Annotated in this window: 19 protein-coding genes and 1 pseudogene; 7 read left to right on the top strand and 13 right to left on the bottom strand. The window is 63.3% G+C overall.

What is annotated here, in order from left to right:
* Positions 1 to 9: 9 nt before the first annotated feature.
* Positions 10 to 813, bottom strand: a complete 804-nt coding sequence (gene dkgB / locus AC5O5I_RS18315) for a 2,5-didehydrogluconate reductase DkgB (RefSeq protein ID WP_494511283.1) — start codon at positions 811 to 813, stop codon at positions 10 to 12.
* A gap of 248 nt (positions 814 to 1061) precedes the next feature.
* Between dkgB and AC5O5I_RS18310 the strand changes: the two genes are divergently transcribed.
* Positions 1062 to 6203, top strand: coding sequence for an NEL-type E3 ubiquitin ligase domain-containing protein (locus AC5O5I_RS18310; protein ID WP_494511282.1), 5142 nt, complete (start codon positions 1062 to 1064; stop codon positions 6201 to 6203).
* A 68-nt stretch (positions 6204 to 6271) separates the two neighbouring features.
* On the opposite strand, the gene AC5O5I_RS18305 is transcribed toward AC5O5I_RS18310, so the two are convergent.
* Both AC5O5I_RS18305 and AC5O5I_RS18300 read right to left on the bottom strand, forming a co-directional pair.
* Entirely contained in the window at positions 6272 to 6766 is a 495-nt protein-coding gene (locus AC5O5I_RS18305) for a DUF934 domain-containing protein (RefSeq protein WP_172232303.1), read from the bottom strand.
* A pseudogene (locus AC5O5I_RS18300) lies at positions 6750 to 8403 on the bottom strand (nitrite/sulfite reductase). Before AC5O5I_RS18300 ends, AC5O5I_RS18305 begins: the two are co-directional and overlap by 17 nt.
* Positions 8404 to 8616: 213 nt before the next feature.
* On the opposite strand from AC5O5I_RS18300, the gene AC5O5I_RS18295 reads away from it, so the two are divergent.
* On the top strand, positions 8617 to 9690 hold the full coding sequence (locus AC5O5I_RS18295) for an ABC transporter substrate-binding protein (RefSeq protein WP_494511281.1): 1074 nt from the start codon (positions 8617 to 8619) through the stop codon (positions 9688 to 9690).
* A 378-nt stretch (positions 9691 to 10068) separates the two neighbouring features.
* Here the strand turns inward: AC5O5I_RS18295 and AC5O5I_RS18290 are convergent, their stop codons facing one another.
* Positions 10069 to 10284 (bottom strand): DUF2970 domain-containing protein, encoded by a 216-nt coding sequence (locus tag AC5O5I_RS18290; RefSeq protein ID WP_043201995.1) that lies wholly within the window; start codon positions 10282 to 10284, stop codon positions 10069 to 10071.
* A gap of 171 nt (positions 10285 to 10455) precedes the next feature.
* Positions 10456 to 14163: a methionine synthase gene (gene metH, locus AC5O5I_RS18285; RefSeq protein WP_494511280.1), complete on the bottom strand. Its 3708-nt coding sequence runs from the start codon at positions 14161 to 14163 to the stop codon at positions 10456 to 10458.
* Between the two features lie 175 nt (positions 14164 to 14338).
* Here metH and AC5O5I_RS18280 point away from each other — a divergent pair, with 175 nt between their 5' ends.
* The 5 genes from AC5O5I_RS18280 to AC5O5I_RS18260 all read left to right on the top strand — a co-directional run bounded on the left by AC5O5I_RS18280 (position 14339) and on the right by AC5O5I_RS18260 (position 19859).
* The gene (locus AC5O5I_RS18280) at positions 14339 to 16639 is read left to right on the top strand and encodes a fatty acid cis/trans isomerase (RefSeq protein WP_494512774.1); all 2301 of its coding nucleotides are present in this window, start codon (positions 14339 to 14341) and stop codon (positions 16637 to 16639) included.
* A gap of 207 nt (positions 16640 to 16846) precedes the next feature.
* Positions 16847 to 17881, top strand: coding sequence for an acyltransferase family protein (locus tag AC5O5I_RS18275; RefSeq protein ID WP_172218735.1), 1035 nt, complete (start codon positions 16847 to 16849; stop codon positions 17879 to 17881).
* A 58-nt stretch (positions 17882 to 17939) separates the two neighbouring features.
* Positions 17940 to 18524, top strand: a complete 585-nt coding sequence (nfuA, locus tag AC5O5I_RS18270; RefSeq protein WP_172218736.1) for a Fe-S biogenesis protein NfuA — start codon at positions 17940 to 17942, stop codon at positions 18522 to 18524.
* 243 nt (positions 18525 to 18767) lie between these two features.
* Positions 18768 to 19376, top strand: a complete 609-nt coding sequence (locus AC5O5I_RS18265; protein WP_172218737.1) for an SCO family protein — start codon at positions 18768 to 18770, stop codon at positions 19374 to 19376.
* A complete protein-coding gene (locus tag AC5O5I_RS18260) occupies positions 19377 to 19859 on the top strand; it encodes a copper chaperone PCu(A)C (protein WP_494511279.1) in 483 nt (160 codons plus the stop codon).
* Between the two features lie 49 nt (positions 19860 to 19908).
* On the opposite strand, the gene AC5O5I_RS18255 is transcribed toward AC5O5I_RS18260, so the two are convergent.
* The 8 genes from AC5O5I_RS18255 to AC5O5I_RS18220 all read right to left on the bottom strand — a co-directional run bounded on the left by AC5O5I_RS18255 (position 19909) and on the right by AC5O5I_RS18220 (position 25514).
* Positions 19909 to 20136: a hypothetical protein gene (locus AC5O5I_RS18255; RefSeq protein WP_172218739.1), complete on the bottom strand. Its 228-nt coding sequence runs from the start codon at positions 20134 to 20136 to the stop codon at positions 19909 to 19911.
* Positions 20137 to 20210: 74 nt separating this feature from the next.
* The gene (locus AC5O5I_RS18250; RefSeq protein WP_494511278.1) at positions 20211 to 21044 is read right to left on the bottom strand and encodes an AraC family transcriptional regulator; all 834 of its coding nucleotides are present in this window, start codon (positions 21042 to 21044) and stop codon (positions 20211 to 20213) included.
* A complete protein-coding gene (locus tag AC5O5I_RS18245; RefSeq protein ID WP_172218741.1) occupies positions 21041 to 21355 on the bottom strand; it encodes an AzlD domain-containing protein in 315 nt (104 codons plus the stop codon). The genes AC5O5I_RS18250 and AC5O5I_RS18245 overlap by 4 nt, the downstream gene beginning before the upstream one ends.
* The gene (locus tag AC5O5I_RS18240) at positions 21352 to 22044 is read right to left on the bottom strand and encodes an AzlC family ABC transporter permease (protein WP_172218742.1); all 693 of its coding nucleotides are present in this window, start codon (positions 22042 to 22044) and stop codon (positions 21352 to 21354) included. The genes AC5O5I_RS18245 and AC5O5I_RS18240 overlap by 4 nt, the downstream gene beginning before the upstream one ends.
* A gap of 96 nt (positions 22045 to 22140) precedes the next feature.
* Positions 22141 to 22836, bottom strand: coding sequence for a sel1 repeat family protein (locus AC5O5I_RS18235; protein WP_172218743.1), 696 nt, complete (start codon positions 22834 to 22836; stop codon positions 22141 to 22143).
* 138 nt (positions 22837 to 22974) lie between these two features.
* On the bottom strand, positions 22975 to 24057 hold the full coding sequence (locus AC5O5I_RS18230; RefSeq protein WP_494511277.1) for a hypothetical protein: 1083 nt from the start codon (positions 24055 to 24057) through the stop codon (positions 22975 to 22977).
* Between the two features lie 39 nt (positions 24058 to 24096).
* Positions 24097 to 24723, bottom strand: a complete 627-nt coding sequence (locus AC5O5I_RS18225) for a LysE family translocator (protein ID WP_172218745.1) — start codon at positions 24721 to 24723, stop codon at positions 24097 to 24099.
* Between the two features lie 2 nt (positions 24724 to 24725).
* Positions 24726 to 25514: a YqcI/YcgG family protein gene (locus AC5O5I_RS18220; protein WP_172218746.1), complete on the bottom strand. Its 789-nt coding sequence runs from the start codon at positions 25512 to 25514 to the stop codon at positions 24726 to 24728.
* Positions 25515 to 25641: the final 127 nt, after the last annotated feature.

Below are 25641 nucleotides of genomic sequence, written 5' to 3'. Positions count from 1 at the left end.
AAAGGGCTATCAATCCCAGGCAGGCGCCAGGCCGTCTGGGCTGACTTCACGGCCATTACGCTCCAGCGTGGCAATACGTGCCATGTCGTCGGCATCCAGCTTCAGGTCCCGGGCAAGCAGGTTGCTGGCCAGGTTTTCGCGCTTGGTCGATGACGGGATTACCGCATAACCCAGCTGCAAGGCCCAGGCCAGGGCAACCTGGGCGACCGTGGCCTTGTGCTTGGCGGCGATCTCGGCCAGCACCGGGTCTTTCAAGACCTTGCCGTACGCCAGGGTCATGTATGAGGTGACGGTGATGCCTTGTTCCTTGAGGAACGCGCTCAGCTTGGCATTTTGCAGGTAAGGGCTGAGTTCGATCTGGTTGGTGGCGATTTCGCCTTTGCCGACCACGTCGATGGCTTGGCGCGTAAGCTCGATAGTGAAGTTGGAAACACCGATTTGACGGGTCAGCCCCAACTGCTTGGCTTCGGCCAGGGCTGCCATGTATTCAGGCAGGTCCACACCGTTGCCTGGCGCTGGCCAGTGGATCAGCAGCAGGTCGACATGGTCGGTGCGCAGCTTTTGCAAGCTGTCACGCAAGCTGGGCACCAGCTTGTCGGCCGCATAATTGTCGACCCAGATCTTCGTGGTAATGAACAGCTCGCTGCGCGGCACGCCGCTTTCGGCGATGGCCTGGCCAACTTCGGCTTCGTTCTTGTAGATCTGCGCGGTGTCGATGACCCGGTAGCCCAGCGCCAGGGCCGACTTGACCGAATCGATGACGGCCTGGCCGGTGAGGCGGAAGGTGCCTAAGCCGAACGATGGAATGCTCATGGAAGTGCTCCTGCTGGTTGGCTGAGAATAAACCTGCACTCAGGTGTAGCCCGGTGCCAGTTCGAATGACGGCCAGTGTGCGGGTTTTATCGGGATTGATTAAGGCGAGTGGCGCGCAAGGTCTTTTGACCTGAAGACAAAGGTCGGAGCCGGTAAGCGAAAAGCAGCCGGCCGGGTGGTGCAATACCTATCCAGTTCTCAGGCCTCTGGAGTGGTGCAATCGCTGCTTTCGCCGAGAACAGCCAGCGATGCCCAATTCGACATTTTCCCCACACTCTGCCGATGCCCTGATCGCCAGAGGCCTGCCAGCCTGGCTGACCAATGCCTCGCTTGAGCGCCTTGGCACACTGCATGAGAGCCAGCAACGGCAACAGCAGCTACAGCAACGTCTGCACGACAGCCTGGCGCGCATCACCCCGGTGGCGGCGTTTGCCCAGCCATTGCTGCAGCAGGCACTGCAAGCACAACATCAGTTCAACCTGGACGTGCGCCAGGCCCAGTTGCGACGCAGCGTCCTGCAGCGCTTTCCTTCCTATATCGCGCATATTCCAGATGCGCTCAGAAGGCAGGTCTACCAGCACAGCCTGTTGCAATCGGCGCTGCACAACTTTACCGAAGCTGACACCTTCGCCAGCGGGCTAGTGCCAAGGGCTGACGTGCTGGATGGTGACGGTAAGGTGTGTGCCATTTCAGCGTCGGCATTTTTCAAGTTGTGTCGGTCACTCGACGTGGGTGGCCAGTACCAGCGGTACCTGCAGGCACATCTGGTGCCGGGAGGCGAGGCCGACTCGCTGATTGCGCAAGCTGCCCGGACGAACCTTGAAGCGGCGTTGCGGCTGTCGCTCGTCAACGGTGAAATCGCAGAACATGCCCATGGTCATTGTGCGCCGTTGCTTGCCCTGTGCGCGACGGGCGCTGCTTTGCCCGCTTGGGTCCGCCCAATGCAGCTGCGGGTATTCGGCCAGAAGGTGCGCGGCGCAGTAGCGTTTGAAATAGCCCATCAGCCAGCAGACGGTGAACGTTGCGAAGGGGTCCTGTGCTGGATCCCCGATGACCCTGAAGGCCCATTGACCTGGTACGCGTCCTGGGGTGTGTTGTACCAGACCCTGGGCAAACAGTTCCGTTTGCCCGGCTATGTCGAATTCTTCCAGCGCTTCATCGGCGAGCGGGACCGGGAGGCCTACACGCGTGCCTTGGCCAATGCGTTGAGCAAGCTCGCGGCGGATGCGCCAGTGATGCTGGATGGGCGTCATGAACCTATTGCAACGCCGTTGTTCGAGCACTTGCGGCAACAGCAGGTGGATACCCTGCTGGACAACGCCAAGGTACACGCGGTGCCTACCGCTGAGGTAGACGCGCAGGTGCGTGAAAAGCGCCTGCATTTCTACCTGAGCTTTGCTTTGGACGCCTTGGGCCTGGCGAGCTTTGCCTTGCCGGTACTGGCCTTGCCCTTGCTGGGGATCACCGCATTGCAGGTAGCGGAGGAAGTGTATGAAGGCTATGCCGACTGGCAGCTGGGCGACCGTCAGGCGGCGCTGGAACACTTGTACGCAGTGGCGCAGACCGTGATCATGACGGCTGTCAATGGAGGGGGCGGGGCCGCCGTGAACAGGCTGGCCCGTGCAGTCCATGTTGATGAGCTGGTACCGGTGCACACGGCTCCCGGCAAATTGAAACTGTGTGACCCTGCGCTGCCAGGCTATAGCGTCGAGCACCGGGGGGAGATCGGCCAGCTCGTCAACACGCAGGAGGGCGACTATGTGCGCACGCAGGTGGCGAGCTACCTGACATCGCTGGACCCCGACACTCAACAGCGGCGCATTCGCCATCCGGTGCGCTCCGATGCCTTCACGCCACTTCTGGAGGATAACCAGGCAGGTGGCTGGCGGCATGAACTTGAGCGCCCGCAACACTGGGAGGGCAGCGTAGAACTGTTTCAGGGGCTGGGGCACGATTGGGCGCAACTTGACCCGCAGGCGGTGGCTGAGGTGCTGCGCACCACCGGCCTTGGTGAGGATCAGCTTCGCCGCTTGCACGTCGACCATGCCCCGCCCCCGGCGCGCCTGCAGGATGCCGTGCAGCGGCATCAGCTGCATGCCCGCTCGCCCGGGTTACGCGGTGAGGCCTTCGAGCGACAGTTGCAGGCATTGCAGCCAGCGGCGACCGAGGCCGAAACCTTGTTGCTTCGGGACTTCCCCGGCCTGTCGGTAAACGGCGCCCGCGAAATCATCGGGCAATCCCCCGAGGCCCTGGTCGATACCCTGCATGCGCAGCAACGCGTGCCGCTGTCCCTGGCCGAGCAGGCCCGCTGGTACCTGCGCGATGCGCGACTGGATCGCGCCTGTGCAGGGCTGGTGCAAGTCGCGGCGATCAACAGCGACACCGAGCAACTGGCCTTGGGCCTGATCGCTGCCAGGGCGCCTTGGCGAAACGTTCGGATCGAACTGCGCAGCGAGTCTGTCAGGGGCGAGATGAGGGCATCGGCCGGCGCACAGTCAGCCGGTGAGGTGCGTACCCTGCTGAAAACCGCCGTGGGTTATCAAGCTCTGGATGCTCATGGGCAGGCGTTGCCCGGTGCCCAGGCCCAGGACAGTCTGTTCAGGGCGCTGCAGCTGCAGCTGGACCCTTGGCAGCAGCGCGTGTTGGGCGAGGCTGGTGAAGACCCTGAAGCGCTCGCTGATGCTTTGGCTGGGTGGGCTCGCGAGCAGCGCGACAGGCTCCCCGCGCTATTGGGTATGGCGCCCGTAGGCCTCGGCTTCAGGCCGCCGCTGCGGCTAGGTGATGGTCGCCTGGGCTATCCCCTGAGCGGCCGCGCAGAGAGCAGCAACGCTGCGCTGCGCCGGGGGCTTCAGCGGTTGTTCCCGCATGACGAAATCGATGTGGACCACTTCGCTGATGCTGCCCGTGGGCTGGGGCTTACGCCCTGGAACCGCTACTTGCAGCTCTGCGAGCAGTTGCAGGCGCTGGACCAGGCGCTGGGGCGCTGGCGGCGCCAGTCGACAGGGCCGCTGCAACTGATCCGGCGGGCGCGCATGGCCCGGCGCATTCGCCAGGCGTGGCAGCGCCGCATTGCCGATGCAAGCGGCGAGTGCGAACTGGTGCTGGATGGCTCAAGGTCAGGGTCGCTGCCAGCACTGCCCGAGACGGTGAGTTTCGACCATGTAACCCGGTTGACACTGCGTGACCTGGGCCTGGCGACAGTCAGCGAGCGCTTCCTGGGTCGGTTTCCAAATGTGCTGCGGCTGGATTTGTCGGGCAACCACTTGACGGCGGCCCCCGACACCTCACACATGGCCGTGCTCGGGCTGACCGACCTGAGCAACAACCGTATCGTCGAGGTGACCGAAGCGCAGGCCAGGCGTATACGCGCCAACCCTGCCTCGGTGCGCTTGCAAGGCAACCCGCTGTCACCGGTTGCGCTTGAGCGATTGGCTGTCGAAGCCTTGCCACCTGCCGAGCCCCGGGCGATGGCGGGTGACCCCTGGTTCGAAGATATGGCTGAACAGTTCGTCGCAGACTGCAGGACCGAGTGGCAGGTGCTTCAGCTGGAGGGCGGCGGCAGCGGTTTCTTTGCCTTCCTCGAGGAGCTGCGCGGGTCAGAAACATTCGCCCGCAACCCGCGGGATATTCGGCGCCAGGTCAATGAGTTGCTCTGGGGCATGTATCGCCATGAGATTGTTCGGCAGACGTTGTTCGAGCTGGCGACCATGCCGCGCCGCATCACCAGCCTCGATGAAATGATCGTCGGCATGAAGCTGGCTTTGCGAACAGCGGGGCTGCGTGGAAGGCCCCTGGAACGTGAACTACGTGACCTTGGGCGTGAGCTGTTCAGGCTCGAACAGGTCGATCGATATGCTGCCGCTCACATCGAGCGCCTGCGCCAGCGGGCTGAGCAATTTGATGAAAACGAGGTATACCTGGCCTTCAGGACGGCGCTTGCCAAACCGTTAGGGCTGTTCGGCCAGCCCGAATACATGAACCTGGAGCATGTCCAGAGCGTGACGTCGGCCGAACTGATCGAGGCCGAAGCTGCAGTCTACGAGGCGGAGACGGCCGAAGTACTCGGCGGGTTTCTGGCCCGGCAACAGTTCTGGCAGGACCACGTGCGAAGCGCGTATGCCGATCGGTTTGCGGGTATGAGCCAGCTCGATCCAGCTCGGCGCAGCGCTGAGGAGCAGGCGTTGACGCTGAGCCTGGCCCGCGGCAACTACTGGACCTGGTATCGACTGCAACCCCCTTATGGCCCTGGGATCCGTGCTTTCGCTCATCTGTCGCGGGCGCTGGAGCAGAGCCTTGAAGCGTGGCACGGGCAGCCTGGGGACCCTGAGTATGCAGGGCGAAAACATCTCGCTGACCTGCTCCGCCAGTTATGGCAGTCGCATTATCACGATAATGCCGCGCCACTTGATACCAGTATCGAAGGGGTACTGCTAAGTACCCTGCCAGAACTGCCAGCGGGCATCATGTTCGATCGGCTGCGTGCCTTCTCGTTATGTAACCAGCAGCTGTCGGTCATCGAAGCGGACTTCCTGCGGCGTTTTCCCAACATGGAAGACCTGGATTTGTCCGGCAACTGCCTGGCCGAACTGGACGGGCTCGAGCATCTGCCGCAGCTGCGCCGCCTGAACCTGGGCGGCAATCAGCTAGGGAGCCTGGCGGGCCTGCAGCATCTGAACCTGCTGACGGACCTGGACCTCAGTGGCAATCAGCTCGGTGAGCTGCCTGCCGCAGTCGAGCAGTTGGCGCAACTGAGCAACCTGGACCTGTCCTTCAACCGGATATCGGTGCTGGACGACCGCATCGCGCAGCTGTCAAACCTGGAGAGCCTGCACCTGCGCGGCAACGTGCTGGTCAGCCTGCCGGGTAGCCTTGGCCAGCTTACCGGCTTGCGAACGCTCGACCTTGGGGGCAACCGTCTGACAACGGTACCGGCCAACCTGAATCAACTGGGCAGGCTGACCCAGCTGTCACTTTACGACAACCTCATCACCCTGGACGCTGAAGGGCAATCACGGCTGGAGTGGTTTTCCCGTCTGGAAGTCCTTGGCCTGGGCCGCAACCCGCTGGGTGCCGCGCCGCAGTTGCGCTTCAATGTGCACCTGCGCTTTGTGTCGTTGCGCGCCACCGGCCTGCGCAGGATTCCGCTTCGCCTACTGCAAAGTTACCCCGACATGATCGTGGATTTGCGGGAGAACCGGATCGCGACCCTGAGCGCAGAAGCCATGGAGTGGATCGAGGCGCACCCGTGGGCAGCCGACCTTGCTCAGAATCACCTGAGCGAGGCGACCATGGCGCGCATCCATGAGGCTTTGATGCGGTTACGTGAGGAGCAGGCCAGAGAAGACCAGCAGCCAGAGCCAAGCATGAAATCCCCGAGCAGGGGCGGTTGATACGGGCGGCAGTGACGCCTGCAGGAGAGCAGGCTGGCCCACCGGGCGGTGGGCCAGTCGGGTAACGATCAGCGGCGGCGGAACAGCGGCAGCGGCTCGTCGGTGGCGGCCTGGTAGGTCACCGAGAAGTCCTTCAGGCTTTGCAGCGCGTCTTCCGGGTCCTTGTCGGCACGGATGGCGAATGCATCGAAGCCGCAACGTGCCATGAAGAACAGCTGGTCGCGCAGCACGTCGCCAATGGCGCGCAGCTCGCCCTTGAACTTGTAGCGGTCCCGCAGCAGGCGCGCATTGGAGTAGCTGCGCCCGTCTGTGAAGGCCGGGAAGTTTAGCGCGATGACCTGGAAGTGCTGCACGTCCTCGCCGATTTCTTCCGCTTCCTGGTCGCTGTCCAGCCACACGCCCAGGCCGCCGTCGCGGACCTTGAGCACGTGGGCATGGTCGCGCCACATTTGCAGCGGGACGATGTAGTCGTCGCAGTTGGTCAACTCGTCGAACGAGGTTTCCTTTGGCAGCAGGTGCCAGGTTTCGTCGACGATCTGGTTGTTCTTAATGATTCGCTGCATAGACGCGTTCCTTGAAGGGGTCGATGCCGATACGCTGGTAGGTGTCGATGAAACGCTCTTCCTCGGTACGTTGCTCGACGTACACGGCTATCAGCTTCTCGATCACATCGGCCATGGCATCCTGGGCGAAGGACGGGCCCAGGATCTTGCCCAGGCTCGCGCCGCGTGCGGCGTTGCCGCCCAGCGACACCTGGTAGAACTCCTCACCCTTCTTGTCCACGCCGAGGATGCCGATGTGACCCACGTGGTGGTGGCCGCAGGCGTTCATGCAGCCGGAGATGTTGAGGTCGATTTCACCGATGTCGAACAGGTAGTCCAGGTCGTCGAAACGGCGCTGGATGGACTCGGCGATCGGGATCGACTTGGCGTTGGCCAGCGAGCAGTAGTCACCGCCCGGGCAGCAGATGATGTCGGTCAGCAGGCCGATGTTCGGCGTGGCGAAGCCGCTCTCGCGCAGTTCCATCCACAGCGCGTGCAACTGGCGCTGCTCGACGTCGGCGAGGATGATGTTCTGCTCGTGCGAGGTGCGCAGGAAGCCGAAGCTGTAGCGCTCGGCCAGGTCCGCTACGGCGTCCAGCTGCTTGTCGGTGAGGTCGCCCGGCGCAACGCCGGTAGGTTTCAGCGACAGGGTCACGGCGACGTAGCCAGGGCGCTTGTGGGCGCGGGTGTTGCGCGAGCGCCAGCGGGCGAAGCCTGGAGTCTCGGCGTCCTGCGCAGCGTAGTCGATGTTTTCGAGCGCCAGGTATTCCGGGTCGACGAAGTGGCGCGACACGCGCTGTACTTCAGCCTCGGTCAGGGTGGTGTCGCCGCCACGCAGGTGGACCATTTCGGCCTCGACCTTTTCGGCAAACACTTCCGGGGTAAGGGCCTTGACCAGGATCTTGATCCGCGCCTTGTACTTGTTGTCACGGCGACCGTAACGGTTGTACACGCGCAGGATCGCGTCCAGGTAGCTGATCAGGTCCTGCCACGGCAGGAACTCGTTGATGAACGAGCCCACCACCGGGGTACGGCCCAGGCCGCCGCCGACCAGAACACGGAAGCCCAGCTCGCCGGCAGCGTTGCGCACCGGCTCCAGGCCGATGTCGTGCACTTCGATGGCGGCGCGGTCTTCCTGCGAGCCGTTGATGGCGATCTTGAACTTGCGCGGCAGGTAGGCGAATTCCGGGTGGAAGGTGGTCCACTGGCGGACGATCTCGCACCATGGGCGCGGGTCGATGATTTCGTCTGCGGCGACACCGGCGAACTGGTCGGTGGTGGTGTTGCGCAGGCAGTTGCCGCTGGTCTGGATGGCGTGCATCTGCACGGTGGCCAGCTCGGCGAGGATGTCCGGAATGTCTTCCAGCGCCGGCCAGTTGTACTGCACGTTCTGGCGGGTGGAAATGTGGGCGTAGCCCTTGTCGTAGTCGCGAGCGATCTTGGCCAGGGTGCGGACCTGGGTGGCGTTCAGCTGGCCGTACGGCACGGCGACACGCAGCATCGGCGCGAAACGTTGGATGTAAAGGCCGTTCTGCAGGCGCAGAGGGCGGAATTCTTCTTCGCTCAGCTCACCGGCCAGGTAGCGGCGGGTTCTGATCCCGGAACTGCTTGACGCGGTCCTCGATGATCCGCTGATCGTACTCGTCGTATACGTACATAAAAGTCCTGTCTCAGGCATGCAGCTATTCGCGCGCACGGCCGCGCACTCCGGTACGGAGCGGGGGAAAGATAGCAGGTTGCGGTTATGCGCTAAAGTGATGTTTTAGCATATGAAAAGAACCAAATGGACTATGTGAGACTGACTGCCATTTGTGCGCCAGGCCAGCCCTGGCGGTTATAATCTGGCGTTTGCTTCGCAGAGATGTCAGCCCATGCTCAAGGCCTTGTGCCAAAGCTTTTGCCTTGCCGTGCCATTGGCGGCAAGCGCGCAGCCATCGGTGGTTTTCCTTAACCCGGGGCTGTCGAATGAAACGTTCTGGACCAGTTATGCCAGCTTCATGCAGGCGGCAGCGGATGAGCTGGGCATGACCCTGCGGATAGAATACAGCGAGCGCCGTGCCGACCTGGCCCTGACCCAGGCCAGGGCAATCCTGCAAGGCCCACAACGGCCAGACTATCTGGTGCTGGTCAATGAACAGTACGTGGCGCCCGAGATCATTCGCCTGTCGCGGGGCAGCGGGGTCAAGCTGTTTCTGGTCAACAACGGCCTGACCTCCAGCCAGGCGCGCAGTATCGAGGCCCAGCCCGGCAAGTACGCCGAGCTGCTGGGGTCCTTGACCGCCAACGACGAGCAGGCGGGCTTCCAGATGTTGCAGCAGATGGCCAGGCAGTTGCCGCGCGACAGCGGGCCGGTGGACCTGGTGGCGTTTGCCGGGGTCAAGACCACACCGGCCTCGCAGCTGCGCGAGGAGGGCATGCGTCGCGCCCTGGCCGACTTCCCCCAAGTGCGCCTGCGTCAGGTGGTCTACGGCGGCTGGAGCCGCCGGCGTGCCTACGAGCAGGCGCAGCAGTTGCTGGAGCGTTACCCGGCTACCCGGCTGGTATGGTCGGCCAACGACGAGATGGCCTTCGGGGCCATGCAGGCGTTCGAGGAGGCGGGGCGCAAGCCCGGCGGCGATGTGCTGTTCAGCGCCGTCAACAGCTCGCCCGAGGCCTTGCGTGCGCGCCTCGATGGCCGCCTGAGTGCGCTGATGGGCGGGCATTTCACCCTCGGCGGCTGGGCCATGGTGATGCTCCACGATGACGCCCTGGGGTTGGCGGTGAACCGCGACGGCCTGCGCGAGCACCGAGTGCCAGTGTTGCAGGCAATCGACCCGGCCAAGGCCAGACGCTGGTTGAAGCTGCTTGAACGGGCCGACTATGGCGTCGACTTCCAGCATTACAGCGCTGAAGGGCGGCCAGCGAGCTATCGGTATCCGTTTCTTGCGTCACCTGTCGAATATTGAAAGACCCTGCTTGAGGGAAGGGCATTGCTCGTCTTAACTGCTGGTGGTGAAGTGCATTCCCATAACCACTACAAGAGGCAATGCAATGGGAAACTCAACCAAGGTCCGCAAAGCTGACAGCAGTGTCGATGCCTGGGCGATCCTCTGTCTGATCGTTCTGGTTGTAGTGACCGCTGTGTATTGGGTCAGCCACCAGTGACTTGAAACTCAAGACCGTGATGCAGCCAAAGCGCCTGCGGGAGGGAATCTCGCGGGCGCTTTTATTTTGCCTGTCAGGGCCTCGTCGCCGGCAAGCCAGCTCCCACAGGTTCACCACAGGCCTTAAAAACTGTGGTGGGCCTGTGGGAGCTGGCTTGCCGGCGATGAGGCCCTTGCAGGCTAACGGGTAAGGTGCAGGGCAAGTTGCACCAGGCCGATCAGCACGGCAATGAACACCAGGGTGAACAGCGTCCCCAGCGCAATGAAATGGCTGGCCTTGCCGTGGGTAAAGTCGCGGGCGCGGTTCTTGCCGCTTTGCACGCCGAAGGCGGCGGCGAGGATGCTGTGCAGCATCTGCCAGAAGGTCGGGGGTTTGCCCTGGCTGGAATCGTCCATGGTGGCTCCTGAGGGAATCAGAGGCAATCAGGGACAGTGTAGGCAATTGACATGAGGTTGCCTGTGCCGGCCTATTCGCGGGTGAACCCGCTCCCACAGGGACCGCATTGCCCTTGAGGCCTGCGCCGTACCTGTGGGAGCGGGTTTACCCGCGAAGAAGCCAGCACGGTCTTAGTTGTCGTAACCCAGGTTAGGCGCCAACCAGCGCTCGCTGACGCTGATGTCCTGCCCTTTACGCGCGCTGTAGCGCTCGATCTGGTCCTTGTCGACCTTGCCCACGGCAAAGTACTGCGCCTGCGGGTGGGCAAAATACCAGCCACTGACCGCCGCCGCCGGGAACATCGCAAAGTGCTCGGTAAGGAACACGCCGCTCGGGCCGGTCTCGCCGATGCCGGTGCCGTCCAGCAGGCGGAACAGGGTTTCCTTCTCGGTGTGGTCGGGGCAGGCCGGGTAGCCAGGGGCAGGGCGGATACCGCTGTACTGCTCCTTGATCAGCGCCTCGTTGTCCAGGTGCTCGTCGCGGGCGTAGCCCCAGTGCTCTTTGCGCACCTGCTCGTGCAGCCACTCTGCGCAGGCTTCGGCCAGGCGGTCGGCCAGGGCCTTGACCATGATCGAACTGTAGTCGTCGCCCTTGTCCTGGTAGGCCTTGGCCACTTCCTCGGCGCCGATGCCGGCGGTGGTGATGAACCCGCCCACGTAGTCGGTCACACCGCTGTCCTTTGGCGCGACAAAGTCGGCCAACGACCAGTTCGGTTTGCTGTCCGGCTTGATGGTCTGCTGGCGCAGGTGGTGCAGGGTGGCCAGCGCCTGGCCGTCCTCGCCATACACCTCGATGTCGTCATCAGCGACCTGGTTGGCCGGCCAGAAGCCGAACACTGCGCGGGCGCTGATCAGTTTTTCATTGATCAGCTTGTCGAGCATTTCACGGGCGTCCTGGTACAGCGCCGTGGCCGCCTCGCCGACCACTTCGTCGGTGAGGATGCGCGGGAACTTGCCGGCCAGGTCCCAGGAGATGAAGAACGGGGTCCAGTCGATGTACTCGGCCAGGGTGCGCAGGTCGATGTCTTCCAGCACCTTGACGCCGGTGAAGGAGGGCACCGCAGGCTGGTAGCCGGCCCAGTCGTACTTCGGTTTGGCGGCGATGGCCTGGGCGTAGCTCAGGCGCTCGGTGCGGGCGCTGCGGTTGGCGGTGCGCTCGCGAACTTCGACATAGTCCTGGCGGGTCTTTTCGACAAAGCCGGGCTTCAGCTCCCTGGACAGCAACTGGGTGGCAACGCCTACGGCGCGTGAAGCGTCGGTAACGTAGATGACCGCATCGTTGCTGTACTTGGGTTCGATCTTGACCGCCGTGTGCGCCTTGGAAGTGGTGGCGCCACCGATCATCAGCGGCAGCTGGAAGCCCTGGCGCTGCATTTCGCGGGCCACGTGAACCATCTCGTCCAGCGACGGGGTAATCAGGCCTGAAAGGCCGATGATGTCGCACTTTTCGTCGCGGGCGGTTTGCAGGATCTTCTCGGCGGGCACCATCACGCCCAGGTCGACGATGTCGTAGCCGTTGCAGCCCAGCACCACGCCGACGATGTTCTTGCCGATGTCGTGCACGTCACCTTTTACCGTGGCCATCAGGATCTTGCCCTTGGCTTCCGGCTTGTCGCCTTTTTCGGCCTCGATGAACGGGATCAGGTGGGCCACGGCCTGCTTCATCACGCGGGCCGACTTGACCACCTGCGGCAGGAACATCTTGCCGGCGCCGAACAGGTCGCCGACCACGTTCATGCCGCTCATCAGCGGGCCTTCGATGACCTCGATGGGGCGCGCGCATTGCTGGCGGCACTCCTCGGTGTCTTCGACGATATGCGCGGTGATGCCCTTGACCAGCGCGTGTTCCAGGCGCTTGCCGACCGGCAGCGAGCGCCAGGCTTCGTTCTCGACTTCCTTGGTGGCGCCGCCGCCCCGGTAGTCTTCGGCGATGGCCAGCAAGGCGTCGGTGCCTTCCGGGGTGCGGTTGAGCACCACGTCCTCGACCTTCTCGCGCAGTTGGGCCGGGATCTCGTCGTAGATCTCCAGTTGGCCGGCGTTGACGATACCCATGGTCAGGCCGTTCTGGATCGCGTGGTAGAGGAACACCGAGTGGATCGCCTCGCGCACCGGGTTGTTGCCACGGAACGAGAACGATACGTTGGACACACCGCCCGAGCTCAGGGCGTGGGGCAGATGATCGCGGATGTAGGCACAGGCTTCGATGAAATCGACGGCGTAGTTGTTGTGCTCCTCGATGCCAGTGGCGACGGCGAAGATGTTCGGGTCGAAGATGATGTCTTCTGGCGGGACGCCCACTTCGTTGACCAGGATGTCATAGCTGCGCTGGCAGATTTCCTTCTTGCGCGCGGCGGTGTCGGCCTGGCCAAGCTCGTCGAAGGCCATCACCACCACGGCGGCGCCGTAGCGCTTGCACAGGCGGGCGTGGTGCTTGAACTGCTCGACGCCTTCCTTCATGGAGATGGAGTTGACGATGCCCTTGCCCTGGATGCACTTCAGGCCCGCTTCGATCACCTCCCATTTCGAGGAGTCGATCATGATCGGTACGCGGGAGATGTCCGGCTCACCGGCGATCATGTTCAGGAAACGCACCATGGCCGCCTGGGAGTCGAGCATCCCTTCGTCCATGTTGATGTCGATCACCTGGGCGCCGGCCTCGACCTGCTGCAGGGCGACTTCCAGGGCTTCGGTGTAGTTCTCTTCACGGATCAGCCGGGCGAACTTGGCGGAGCCGGTGATGTTGGTTCGCTCGCCGACGTTGACGAACAGCGACTGGCGGTCGATGGTGAATGGTTCCAGGCCCGAGAGGCGGCAGGCCTTGGCGATTTCCGGGATCTCGCGGGGCTTGTACCTGGCCACGGCCTCGGCAATCGCCTGGATGTGCCCAGGGGTGGTGCCGCAGCAACCGCCGATGATGTTGAGGAAGCCGCTGGCGGCGAATTCTTCTACTACGGCGGCCATTTCTGCCGGGGTTTCGTCGTACTCGCCAAAGGCGTTTGGCAGGCCGGCGTTGGGGTGGGCCGAAACGTGGGTGTCGGCCTTGGTCGACAGCTCTTCCAGGTAGGGGCGCAGGTCCTTGGCGCCGAGGGCGCAGTTCAGGCCCACCGAAATCGGCTTGGCGTGGCGCACCGAGTTCCAGAACGCTTCGGTGGTCTGGCCCGACAGGGTACGGCCGGAGGCGTCGGTGATGGTGCCGGAGATCATGATCGGCAGTTCGACGTTGTCGTCCTCGAACACCTGTTGCACGGCGAAGATCGCGGCCTTGGCGTTGAGGGTGTCGAAGATGGTCTCGATCAGGATCAGGTCGGCGCCGCCCTCGATCAGGCCACGGGTGGCCTCGATGTAGTTTTCCACCAGTTCGTCGAAGGTGACGTTGCGGTAGCTGGGGTCGTTGACGTCCGGGGAGATCGAGCAGGTGCGGCTGGTAGGGCCGAGCACGCCGGCGACGAAGCGCGGCTTGTCGGGGGTTTCCAGAGTCTTGGCGTCGGCCACCTGGCGGGCGATGCGCGCACCCTCGACGTTCAGCTCGTAGACCAGCGACTCCATGCCGTAGTCAGCCTGGGAAATCTGCGTGGCGTTGAAGGTGTTGGTTTCGAGAATATCCGCGCCGGCATCCAGGTAGGCCTTCTCGATGGCGGCGATCACGTCGGGGCGGCTGAGCAGCAGCAAGTCGTTGTTGCCCTTGACATCGCTTGGCCAATCGGCGAAGCGCGTGCCACGATAGTCGTGTTCCTCGAGCCGGTAGCTTTGGATCATAGTACCCATGCCGCCGTCGAGGATCAGGATGCGCTCATTGAGTGCGTGCTGGAGTGCTTGGAGACGAGCGCTGCGGTCGGACATAGGAACTACCTGGTCGGGCAAATTTCAGAAGGTGCCGAATCATAACAAAGCTGCGCGGTTTTTAGGCGCATAGGCCATTTGCATGAAAACTGCTCATGTTGGTTTCATGCTGGCAAGAGCACCAGGGACGACCAGATAAATCGTGATTGCTTTCAAGAACCAGGACATTTCGCACATGGTGCATCGTTTTCTTGCTGGCGCCTTCGCCCTGTTGATCAGTGGCCTGGCGTTCGGGCAAGCCCCCCAGTCGAGCCCGGCCATTTCCTACACCCGGGATATTCAACCAATCTTCACCGAGAAGTGCGTGGCCTGCCACGCCTGCAACGACGCTGCCTGCCAGCTGAAGCTGGAAAGCCCCGAGGGTGCGCTGCGCGGTGCAACCAAGGTACCTGTGTACCAGGGTGAACGGAGCAAGGCGGTGCCCACCACGCGGCTGTTCTACGATGCCCACAGCGAAGGGGAATGGCGCAAGAAAGGCTTCTATTCGGTGCTCGACAACCAGGGCAGCCAGGCCGCCCTGATGGCGCGCATGCTGGAGCTTGGGCACAAGACCCCGCTTACGCCCAACGCCAAGCTGCCCGAGGACATCGTCCTGGGCCTGAACCGCAACAACATGTGCCCCTTGCCCCACGAATTCGACGCCTACGCTGGCGCCCACCCCAAGGAAGGCATGCCACTGGCGGTTACCGGGTTGACCGACCAGGAATACGACACCATGCGCCGCTGGCTGGCGGCCGGCGCGCCGGTGGAATATCAGCCGATCAAACCGAACGCGGCCGAGGCCCGGCAGATTGCCGATTGGGAGGAGCTGCTCAACCGCCCGGGTTCCACCGAGGCGCTGGTTGGCCGCTGGCTGTACGAGCACCTGTTCCTTGCGCACATCTATTTCGTGGGTGGCGAGCAGGGCCACTTTTTCCAGTGGGTGCGCTCGCGCACGCCGAGCGGCAAGGCGGTCGACCTGATCGCCACGCGCCGGCCCAACGACCCGCCAGGCACCGACTTCTATTACCGGCTGATCCCGGTGCAGGGGGTGATCGTGCACAAGACGCACATCACCTACCCGATGGGGCCGCAGAAGCTCAAGCGGGTCAAGCAACTGTTCTACGCCGGCGACTGGCATGCTGCTGCATTGCCGGGCTATGGCCCGCGTCACCGGGCCAACCCGTTCGAAACCTTCGAGGCGATCCCGGCAGTGGCGCGCTACCAGTTCATGCTGGATAACGCTGAATACTTCGTGCGCACCTTCATCCGTGGCCCGGTGTGCCGTGGGCAGATCGCCACGGACGTGATCCGCGACAACTTCTGGGCGCTGTTCCAGGAACCGGCGCATGACCGCTACATCACCGATGCCAAGTACCGGGGCGAGGCCACGCCGTTGCTGGCCATGCCCGGGCAGATCGATGATGTGGGCAGCGTGCTGGGCTTGTGGCATGCCTACCGCGACAAGCGCAACGAGTACGAGAAGCTGCGCCGTGAAGCCTATGCCGAAATGCCGGCACCGGGCTGGGCGACGCTGTGGGCCGGTAACGACAATGCACTGCTGAGCATTTTCCGTCACTTCGACAGCGCCGCGGTGAGCAAAGGCTTGATCGGCGATGTGCCGCTGACCATGTGGCTGTTCGACTACCCGCTGTTCGAGCGCACTTATTATCAGTTGGCGGTCAACTTCGACGTGTACGGCAATGTTTCGCACCAGTTGCAGACGCGCCTGTACTTCGACCTGATCCGCAATGGCGCCGAGGTCAACTTCCTGCGCCTGATGCCGGCCGATCAGCGCCAGGCAATCCTGAGTGACTGGTACCAGAACAGCGGCAAGGTGAAGATGTGGATGGATTATGAAGACATCGACACCGACACCCCGAGCGGCATCAAGCTCGACCCGCGCAACCCCAAGCGCGACTTTGGCCTGAAGCTGGTGGAGCGCACCGGCAGCCTGAACGCCGCGCCCGACCCGATCAACCGCTGCCAGGATGCGTTCTGCTCACGGCCGCAGATGAACGAAGCGTTCCGCAATGCCGAGCAGTCGCTCAGCCGCCTGGTGTCGCGCCCGGCCGCAGGGCTCAAGGTGATCAATCAGTTGCCCGAGGCGACGCTGCTGCGCATCGAGGCGCCGGGCGGCCAGCGCCAGGTCTACAGCCTGCTGCGCAACCGCGCGCACAGCAACGTGGCGTTCCTGCTGGGTGAGGCGTACCGCTACCAGCCGGGGCTGGATTCCCTGACCCTGTACCCAGGCGTGCTCAGCAGCTACCCCAACTTCATCTTCAACATCCCGACCGACGATGTGCCGGAGTTTGTCGAAGACATGGAGTATGCCAAGGATGATGCGGCGAGATTTGAACGCATTGTCATGCGCTGGGGCGTGCGCCGTAGCCATCCGCAGTTCTGGCATTACTTCCATGACCTGAACAGCTTCATCAAGGAAACCCAGCCGGTCGAGGCCGGGGTGCTGGACATGAACCGCTACGAGAACCTCTGATCGGGGTGGCTGACCTTTCCGATCAACCTGCGGTCGGAAATGGTGGGTGGTCCGGGGGCTGCGCTGCAGCCCAATCGCCGGCAAGCCAGCCCCCACAGGGGCCGCGTTGCTTTCGGTTGACGCGGTCCCTGTGGGCGCTGGTTTGCTGGTGATGGAGCGCACTGCGCTCCCGAAGACCTCAATGCACCGGCAATTGCAGGGTATTCCATGCTGTATTCGCTTCAGGCACTGCGGGCGTTCGCCGCCTGGGTGGTGGTTTGCCACCATTTCATGCAGATATTCTTCGACTTCCACGCAACCGGCCCGATCGGCCAGTTGCTCACTGACCGCGGCGCTGTCGGCGTCGATATTTTCTTCGTCATCAGCGGGCTGGTCATCTACCTGTCGACCTGCGACAAAACCATCGAACCGCGCCAGTTTCTGCTCAACCGCGCCTTGCGCATCGTCCCGGCCTACTGGTTCTACACGGCGCTGATGGCGCTGCTGCTCCTGGCCTTCAGCCAGTGGATGCCACACCAGGAATTCGACTGGCATCACCTGCTTCTGTCGTTGCTGTTCATACCGGCGGAAAACCCCGGTGGCTATGGCCTTTACCCGACCTTGAACGTGGGCTGGACGCTGAACTTCGAAATGTTCTTCTACCTGCTGTTCGGCCTGGCCTTCCTGGTGCGTCAGCGTCATCACCAGTTGCTGGTGACCGCCTTGTTGTTACTGCTTAGCGAGGTCCTGGGTCGGCTGGGCCTGCTCAGCCACTTCTACAACAACGGCATCATCTACGAGTTTTTGCTCGGTATCGGCCTGGGTGTGCTGTACCGCCGCGGGCTGATCCGCCAGGGGCGCTGGCTGCCGCTGGTATTGCTGGCTGCGGCGGGCCTTGCCATCTATCACCTGGATGCGTCCCTGCGCCTGCTCCACTGGGGCGTGCCCAGCGCGATGATCGTGCTGGCATTCATTGCCCTGGAGCCGATGTTCCAGGGCAACCGGCTGCTCAAGGCTTTGGGCGATTGTTCGTACTCGGTGTACCTCATCCATGTGCTGGTGCTGTATGCCGGCTGGTTCGCCAGCCAGCGCCTGCACCTGAACCCTTACCTGGTGTTCGCCCTGTGCGTGCCGTCCATTGGACTAATGTCGTGGTTCAGCTACCAGTGGCTGGAACGCGGCCTGTACCGGCGCATGCAGGCGTGGCTGGCGGCGCCACGGGGGCAGGCCCCGGAATACGCGCTTTCCCGAGTCAAATACTAGGACTTTGTACAAAGGCCGGGTTGGCGTACACTTGGCCGCAAGTCTGTGAGGAACCTACATGAGCGCTATAACCATTACCGACGCCGCCCATGACTACCTGGCCGATCTGCTCTCCAAGCAGAACACGCCTGGCATCGGCATTCGCGTTTTCATCACCCAGCCGGGCACCCAGTACGCAGAGACGTGCATTGCCTACTGCAAGCCGGGCGAAGAAAAGCCTGACGACACCGCCGTGGGCCTGAAGAGCTTCACGGCGTACCTGGACGCGGTCAGCGTGCCGTTCCTGGAAGACGCACTGGTGGACTATGCCACCGACCGTATGGGTGGCCAGCTGACCATCAAGGCACCGAACGCCAAGGTGCCGATGGTCAACGAAGACAGCCCGATCAACGAGCGCATCAACTACTACCTGCAAACCGAGATCAACCCCGGTCTCGCCAGCCACGGTGGCCAGGTCAGCCTGGTGGATGTGGTCGACGACGGCATCGCCGTGCTGCAGTTCGGCGGTGGTTGCCAGGGTTGTGGCCAGGCCGATGTGACCCTGAAGGAAGGCATCGAGCGCACGCTGCTTGAGCGTATCCCGGAGCTCAAGGGGGTGCGTGACGTGACTGACCATACCCAGAAAGAAAACGCCTACTACTGATGCAGGCGCGGTTTGTGTGGGGTGGCCTTCAGCCGTGAAAAGCCGCCCTCACAAAGCCTTCCCTTAGCAACAAACTGTTACGGTTTCAACCCCTGCGACAACAGGCCGCAGCCCGTATTCAAAGGGCTGTAGCCCATCACCGCCATGGTCGGGTAGAACCCCTGGGGGTGTCATGCCAGAATGCCCCGGTTTTTCGGTCGGCCCGTCCCAAGGGTCGGCACCTTCCCTGTAAAGGATGGTTTCATGAATGATCTATATACCCGGCGCGCCGTTGTCGCCGGGATGGGCGTTCTCGGGCTTGGTTTGCTGGCTGGCTGCAGCCCGGCCCGGGGGCTCGACTTCAAGTACGGCAAGAACATGAGCAACGAAATCCTGGGGCGCAAGTTCAGCCTCAAGGACCCGCAAGGCAACGTGCGAACCCTGTCGAGTTTCTACGGCAGCATGCCGATGGTGTTCTTCGGTTTCACCCAGTGCCCGGCAGTCTGCCCGACCGCGCTGGCGCGTGCGGCGCAAATCCGCAAGTTGCTGCGCGGCCGTGACCGCGACCTGTTCCAGGTGGTGTTCATTACCCTGGACCCGGAGCGCGACACCCCCGAAGTGCTCGACGCCTACGTCAAGGCCTTCGACCCGTCGTTCACCGCGCTCACTGGCACCCCCGAGGAAATCGCTGCGGTGGCCAAGGAGTTCAAGGTGTTCTACGAAAAGGTCCCGGCCGGCGATACGTACACCATCTCTCATTCGTCCACCAGCTACGTCTACGATACGCGTGGCACCCTGCGCCTGAGCCTGGGCCATTCCCTGAACGCCAAGGAATGCGCCGAAGACCTGGTCACCTTGATGGAGATCTGCTGAATGTCGATGCAACCGATCAAACGCGGCCTGGCTGCCCTGGTACTCATGGGCCTGGCCCTGCCGGCCCTGGCTCAGACCACTGTGAGCGATGCCTGGGCGCGTGCCAGCGTGCCGCACCAGCAGTCCACCGGTGCCTTCATGACCCTGACCGCCAGCAGCGACAGCAAGCTTGTGAGTGTGGCTTCGCCCGTGGCCAAGACCGTGCAGGTGCACGAGATGACCATGAACGGTGACGTGATGGGCATGCGTGAGGTAAAGGCCGTGGAACTGCCGGCCGGCAAACCGGTGACCCTGAACCCGAATGGCCTGCATGTGATGCTGATGGGCTTGAACGGCCAGGTGAAAGAAGGCGACAAAGTGCCGATGACCCTGACCATCGAAGATGCCAATGGGGCCAAGGAAACCCTCGACGTACAAGCCGACGTGCGTCCGCTCAACGCCGACGCTGGCGGTGGGCATGACCACATGCACATGCAACACTGACAGACCAAAGGGCCGCATTTAGCGGCCCTTTTCTTTTCAGCTGCGGCGCTCAGCTGCGAAAGCGCGGCAGCGGCCTGTCGAGTGTCAGCGAGGTCAGCGTTTTGCGAACCTGGGCCTCGTCGGCCTCCAGCGCCCTGAGGCTCGCGCGGATCTTGCCGGCGGCGGGCACATCGCCCTGCCGGTCGATCCAGTCGGCAATCTCCTTGCAGGCGCTGCTCAGGCAGGCTTGGCGCTGGTTCATCAGCGACAGCAGGGTGGTGAACTCTCTTTCGGACATGGCAGGATCCTCCATTCAGCCCTGTCAGTGTAGCAGCGCCTGAGCAGCTTGCCTGAGGCCGGGTGCCGCACCCTTCATCCGGGCAGGCAGGCACTGCGGTAGGCCCCGGGCGTCACCCCGTATGCCTGTTTGAACTGCCGGCTAAAATGGCTTTGGTCGGCAAAACCCAGGTCGAACGCCACCTGCGCGGCGGCCAGCCCACGCTTGAGCATTTCCCGGGCGCGCGCCAGGCGCCGCTGCTTCAGCCAGGCATGCGGCGGCAGCCCCGTGGCCTGGCGGAACACCCGGGCGAAGTGGAACGGCGACAGATTGACCGCCGCTGCCAGGGCCTCCAGCGAAGGCGGGTCGGCCAGCTGGGTTTCCAGTAATTCCCGGGCGCGGGCCACGGCCAGTGGCTCGTGGCCGGGGGCCGCAGGTTCGGCGCACTGCCCGTGCCGTTGCACCAGCGCAAGCACCGCCTGGCGCCAGGCGGTCTGTTGCTGCAAGGCACTGGCGCCGCCTTCGGACAACTGGTGCAGTTGGCTGAAGGCGAGGGCCAGGGCGGGGTCGTGAATCACGCTGTCCTTGAACCCTGGCATGCCGTGGCCGCCCAGTTCCAGCTCGTCGAGCACGCCGCTGACGCGCTGCTGCTCGGGGTAGAAACCGCGATAGCGCCAGCCTGCTTCGTGGGCGGTGGCGCCGGTGTGCAGCTCGTCAGGGTTGATCAGCACCATGCTGCCGACCGGTGCCAGGTGCTCGCTGCCACGGTGCCAGAAGCGCTGGGCGCCCGATTCGATCACGGTGAACACATAGCCTTCGTGCACATGGGGGGCGAAGCGCTGCTGGAAGTAGCGCGCGTGCAGCATCTCGACGTGGCCTAGTGCCGGCGCCTGCCACAGGTGTGTCTGTTCGCGCAGGCGCGTGCTCATGCCAGCCAGCTGCGCAGGAAGAAGAAGATCAGCATGCTCGCCAGCATGCTCAGCAACACGCTGCGGGTCAACAGTACCAGCGCAATCGCTACCAGTGAGCCCAGCAGGTAGGGGTTGAGCAGGCTCAGGTCAAGCTGGTGGTCGGGCATGAAGATGATCGGGCCGCAGATGGCGGTGAGCATGCCCGGCACTGCAAAACCCAGGAACTGCCGGGCATTGGAGCTAAGGCGCAGGGGCAGGCGCGGCTCCAGGAACGCATAGCGGTTGAGGAACACGATGGCGCCCATGGCAAAAATCAGGATCCAGGTCATGCGCGTGCTCCGGCAAATTTCTGGCAGACGAAACCGGCGCTCATGCCCAGCAGGCCTGCGGCCACCAGGGCGGTTTCCCAGTGCCAGTAACTGAACAGCACCGAGCAGAACAGCGATACCGCCACGCACACCAGCGTGGCCAGGTTGCGCACCAACGGTGCAATCAGGGCGACGAAGGTGGCAACGATGGAGAAGTCCAGGCCGTACTGGTCCAGGTGCGGGATGTTCTGGCCCAGCAAGATGCCTGCCAGGGTGAACAGGTTCCAGGCCACGTAGAAGGTCAGGCCCACGCCCAGGGCGTACCAGCGGTTGAACTGCTGCTGGTCGTAATGGCTGGTCAGGGCAAAGAACTCGTCGGTCAGCAGAAAGCCCAGGCCCAGGCGCCAGCGCAGCGGCTGGCCGGACAGCAGCGGACGCATCGACAGGCCGTACAGCAGGTGCTGCGAGGTCAGCAGCAGGGTGGTCAGCAGGATCGACGCCAGGTTGGCGCCGCCCTTGAGCATGCCGATGGCCACCAGCTGCGCGGCCCCGGCGAAGACGATGGCCGACAGCCCTTGGCCCTGCCAGGCGCTGAGGTTGGCCTCGATGGCCATGGACCCGGCCAGCAAGCCCCAGGGGGCGACGGCGAGGGACAGCGGCAGGATGGCGATGGCACCGTGGAGAAAGGCTTGGCGGGCGATGTGGGGCATGATGGCTGCAATGCGTGGACGTGGTAGAGCAGCATGCCAGACGGGGCAGGGGATGGCTTGAACGATCTTGCTGCTGCAGGCGTGTGAGGTAGCCGTTCAGGGGCGGCTGGTGAGCTGCCGCTGCGCCGTCACGCAGCCGTTGGTGTCCACCGCCTTCTGCAGCAGGCTCTGGCGGTGCTGCGGGTCGAGGTCACCGAGCAGGCGGTACAACTCGGCCTGATAGTCACGCTGGCGCCCCCACAACATTTCCAGACCTTGCGGACGGCTACGGTTGCAGACAAGACGCGGCGCCGGTTGCGGGTAGTAGGCAGCGTACACGGTGGCCATGTTGGGGATAGCTTCGAGTGCTGCGCGGTACTCGCTGCTGGCGTTGTAGGGCGCGCACCACGTGGCGATGGCGGGCGCCGGTGCGGCAAAGCCCTGCTTGAGGCTGGCTTCGAGTAATGGGCAGGCAGCATCGGCGATTTGCCCGGCCGGCAGGTAAGTCATGTAGTACAGCGCCAGGCGGTACTGCGCGACCGGATGGCCCAGGTCCACCGACTTTTTCAGTAAAGCGACCGCTGTCGGCAAGGTGTGCGCCAAGGCCTGGCCCTGGCGGCTGAGTTCGGGGTCGCCGCCTATGGAGGTGCGCAGCGTGCTGGCGCCGTCTTCCTGGTTGTCGGCCTGCTCCAGCAGCGGCAAGGCCTGACGGTACAGCAGGTCGGCATGTGGGTCGATGTTCACCTCCAGCGCGTGCCCGGCCAGCGGCATCAGCGCAACCAACAACGGGAGCAGGCTACGCGTGCGGCTCACGGGCGCACCCTATGGGCGAGCATAGGCGGGTGGACGGCTTCGATGTTCATGGCGGTCAAGCGTGCGCCTCGGGCAGATCGGAACGACGCCGTATTCTAGCCACCCAAGGGGGGTTGTCGGAAGAGCATCCGGCAACTCTCAGACGAGCTTGATCGGCGTGACCTTGCGCTGGGCGTGTTTTTCCTGGGCCAGGCCAAGCTTGGCAGTGATCACCTTGGCCAAGGCATTGTTGCCCAGGTCGTTCAGGTGCAGGCGGTCGATGAACAGGTCGGCGCCGAATACCGGCGAGCTGCTGAGCATGCCGTTCATGTCGTAGCAGGGCACCGGGTCGGCCTGGCTCTTGATGCGGCGGAAGAAGGCCGAGTGCAGCTGGCTGTCGAATGCGCCTTCCAGCAGCCGGTCGAAGTTCGCCGGTTGTTGTTCCAGCGCTGCCAGCATGGCCTGCTCGCCGCTGGGCAGGGTATCCCGGCACCAGGGCAGCAGCGGCTGGAGGATGAAAGTGAGGGTGGCGTGGCTGTCTGCCAGCAACCTGTCCCATTGGCGCAAGGTACGGCCAATGCTGTCCGCCGCGCGGGCCAGTCGCTTTTCCGGAGGGGACAACGCCCAGTTCAGCGGCGCCTTGACCGGAGGGGCTGTCAGTGCCTGGCCGATGCGCCGCCACAGCGGTTGGCGACGCGGCGGCGCGGCAGGTTGCATGCCTTCGCTGAAGCTGTTGAGAAAGTCCTGGTAGGCCTTGGCCTGCTGCGCGTCGCCGGGGCCGGCGACGACTTCGCACAGGGCTTCGTGGGCCAGGCTGTTGAGGCCGCTCAGCACGACCACATGGCCGAGCTGGCCAAACCGGTGCTGGTGAGTCAGGAACATCAGCAGTTCCTGGCTGGCATTGAGCCCGCAGCCGGCCAGGCTCAGCCAGACCTCGCCGGTGAGCATGGACAGGTGCGAGGCCACCGTGTGTTCGTCGGAGCTGGCGCCGATGCCCAGGGCGGTGGAGCCGCCGACCAGCAGGTTGATGCGCGATGCACCGCCGCGCTCGGCCGCCGAAAAACGCTTGCCGGCGCAATGGCTGTAGCGCAGGCCCAAGGCATCGGTGTTGATGGTGCCGGAGCGGTAGCCGGTTTCGTGCACATGCACGGTGTGCGGGGCACGGCGGCTGCCCAGCAGCAGAAAGCGCTGGTAGTCCTGTTGCAACGGCGAAGGAGCCGGGCTCGTATCAGTTGCGGTCATGGTCTTTCCTTCTGTTGCATCGGCTGCTCCGCAGCAGGTTCAGGCCGCCAGTTCCTTGAGGTTGTACAGCAGCCCGCCCGAGGCGATCAGCAGCAGGGCGACCCCCGAGGCCAGGCTGATGAAGCGGTTGCTGCGCTGCGAGGCAAGCTTGCCGATGGCGAATATGTACAGGCTGAGCACGGCGAAATCGATGGCCACCCACAGCAGTGACAGCACCACCATGCTTTTGCCGAACGATTCGGTGATCTGGATGAACTGCGGGAAGAAGGCGATGAAGAAAATGATGTCCTTGGGGTTGGAGATGCCCACCATGAAACCTTGCAGCAGGCCGCCACGGTCCGGCTTGGCGGACTCGGCCGGCGCATCCCCCGCGGGCGCTTGCAAGGCATCCTTCAGCGTGCCCATGGCGATGTAGCCGATGAACAGGCAGCCAAGCAGGCTCATGGTGCTGAGCCAGGCCTTGTCAATGGCGGCGCTGGTAAGGATGATCCACGCGGCAGCACCGATCAGCACCAGTGACGCCCAGTTGGTGCCGACGGCGGTGAACATGGCCTTGCGCGAGCCAGAGGCAGCCGCAGTGTTGACGATCAGCGCCACCACCGGGCCGGGGGTGGCGATAAGCAGCAGGACGGTGAGGGCATAGGTGGCGGTAAGTGCGGTATTCACGGTCAGTTCTCGATCAGTATGTCGGGGGTCGCCTGGTGTGCGGCATGGGCGTGGAACGGGCAGCGGGACGGGTTGAGCGACCCTGCCTCCTGCAGTTGGTACTGCTTCCACTCGTAGTTGTCGGTATCGCCGAAAAAGCCCAGGGTTTCAGGCATGACGCCGTTGTTGTAGTGGCGCACGCGGTCGCGGATGCGTTCACGGATGCGTTTGCCACTTTCGGTGTTGGCATTGGCCACTTCGTCGAAGTTTTCCCGCGGGTTGATGACGAAGGTGATGTGCTGCCCCAGGTTGCGGCTTTTCATCTGCTGGTGGCCGGGGAAATTCATGTTGATGAACAGCGGCATGCCGGCGTAGCAGAACGACCAGCCGTTGTCGTCGGGGTCGGTAGGGATGCCCTGCGGCCATGGGTGCGGGTCGCGGGCATGCACGCCGCGCAGCACCTTCCAGGCCAGCGCCTGCTGTTCGGCCAGGGTGCAGCTGGCGGCGGTTTCGAGAAACACCACCAGTGGGCTGCCGATACGCTGCTTGGGTTTGATCGGGGCGACGGTGCTGACATAGTCGGCCAGGCCCTGTGCAATATCATCGGCCAGTTGCTCGGCGCGGGCGAACAGGATGTGGCAGGTTTCACCGTTCACCGCCTTGCGGCCGAACAGGCAAGGGAATTCAGGGTTGGCGAGAATACTGCGAAAATGTTCTATGGTCTTGTACGTCCAGTGTTGCATGTTGCAACCATGTTCAGCGGCCAGCTCTAGCGCATCCAGGCGATAGCAATTTCCATATCCCGTAAACATGGATTTCCCCAGGCGTTAATTAAATTGAACGTTCCAGTCATATGCAGGCAGGATCTTGGTTATGTTTGTTATTTACCTGCATTTTCCGAGACGAACCTGACGTTGTAAAACGCGTGGAACTATGACC

It is taken from the genome of Pseudomonas sp. 9_2_1, assembly GCF_059295275.1.
Note: the sequence above shows the minus strand (reverse complement) of the source record. Positions and strands in the feature narration are given on the sequence as shown.

What these genes read in the sequence shown, in the direction of transcription:
- dkgB (WP_494511283.1), bottom strand. Translation starts at nt 813, where the DNA reads ATGAGCATTCCATCGTTCGGCTTAGGCACCTTCCGCCTCACCGGCCAG.
- AC5O5I_RS18310 (WP_494511282.1), top strand. Translation starts at nt 1,062, where the DNA reads ATGCCCAATTCGACATTTTCCCCACACTCTGCCGATGCCCTGATCGCC.
- AC5O5I_RS18305 (WP_172232303.1), bottom strand. Translation starts at nt 6,766, where the DNA reads ATGCAGCGAATCATTAAGAACAACCAGATCGTCGACGAAACCTGGCAC.
- AC5O5I_RS18295 (WP_494511281.1), top strand. Translation starts at nt 8,617, where the DNA reads ATGCTCAAGGCCTTGTGCCAAAGCTTTTGCCTTGCCGTGCCATTGGCG.
- AC5O5I_RS18290 (WP_043201995.1), bottom strand. Translation starts at nt 10,284, where the DNA reads ATGGACGATTCCAGCCAGGGCAAACCCCCGACCTTCTGGCAGATGCTG.
- metH (WP_494511280.1), bottom strand. Translation starts at nt 14,163, where the DNA reads ATGTCCGACCGCAGCGCTCGTCTCCAAGCACTCCAGCACGCACTCAAT.
- AC5O5I_RS18280 (WP_494512774.1), top strand. Translation starts at nt 14,339, where the DNA reads ATGGTGCATCGTTTTCTTGCTGGCGCCTTCGCCCTGTTGATCAGTGGC.
- AC5O5I_RS18275 (WP_172218735.1), top strand. Translation starts at nt 16,847, where the DNA reads ATGCTGTATTCGCTTCAGGCACTGCGGGCGTTCGCCGCCTGGGTGGTG.
- nfuA (WP_172218736.1), top strand. Translation starts at nt 17,940, where the DNA reads ATGAGCGCTATAACCATTACCGACGCCGCCCATGACTACCTGGCCGAT.
- AC5O5I_RS18265 (WP_172218737.1), top strand. Translation starts at nt 18,768, where the DNA reads ATGAATGATCTATATACCCGGCGCGCCGTTGTCGCCGGGATGGGCGTT.
- AC5O5I_RS18260 (WP_494511279.1), top strand. Translation starts at nt 19,377, where the DNA reads ATGTCGATGCAACCGATCAAACGCGGCCTGGCTGCCCTGGTACTCATG.
- AC5O5I_RS18255 (WP_172218739.1), bottom strand. Translation starts at nt 20,136, where the DNA reads ATGTCCGAAAGAGAGTTCACCACCCTGCTGTCGCTGATGAACCAGCGC.
- AC5O5I_RS18250 (WP_494511278.1), bottom strand. Translation starts at nt 21,044, where the DNA reads ATGAGCACGCGCCTGCGCGAACAGACACACCTGTGGCAGGCGCCGGCA.
- AC5O5I_RS18245 (WP_172218741.1), bottom strand. Translation starts at nt 21,355, where the DNA reads ATGACCTGGATCCTGATTTTTGCCATGGGCGCCATCGTGTTCCTCAAC.
- AC5O5I_RS18240 (WP_172218742.1), bottom strand. Translation starts at nt 22,044, where the DNA reads ATGCCCCACATCGCCCGCCAAGCCTTTCTCCACGGTGCCATCGCCATC.
- AC5O5I_RS18230 (WP_494511277.1), bottom strand. Translation starts at nt 24,057, where the DNA reads ATGACCGCAACTGATACGAGCCCGGCTCCTTCGCCGTTGCAACAGGAC.
- AC5O5I_RS18220 (WP_172218746.1), bottom strand. Translation starts at nt 25,514, where the DNA reads ATGTTTACGGGATATGGAAATTGCTATCGCCTGGATGCGCTAGAGCTG.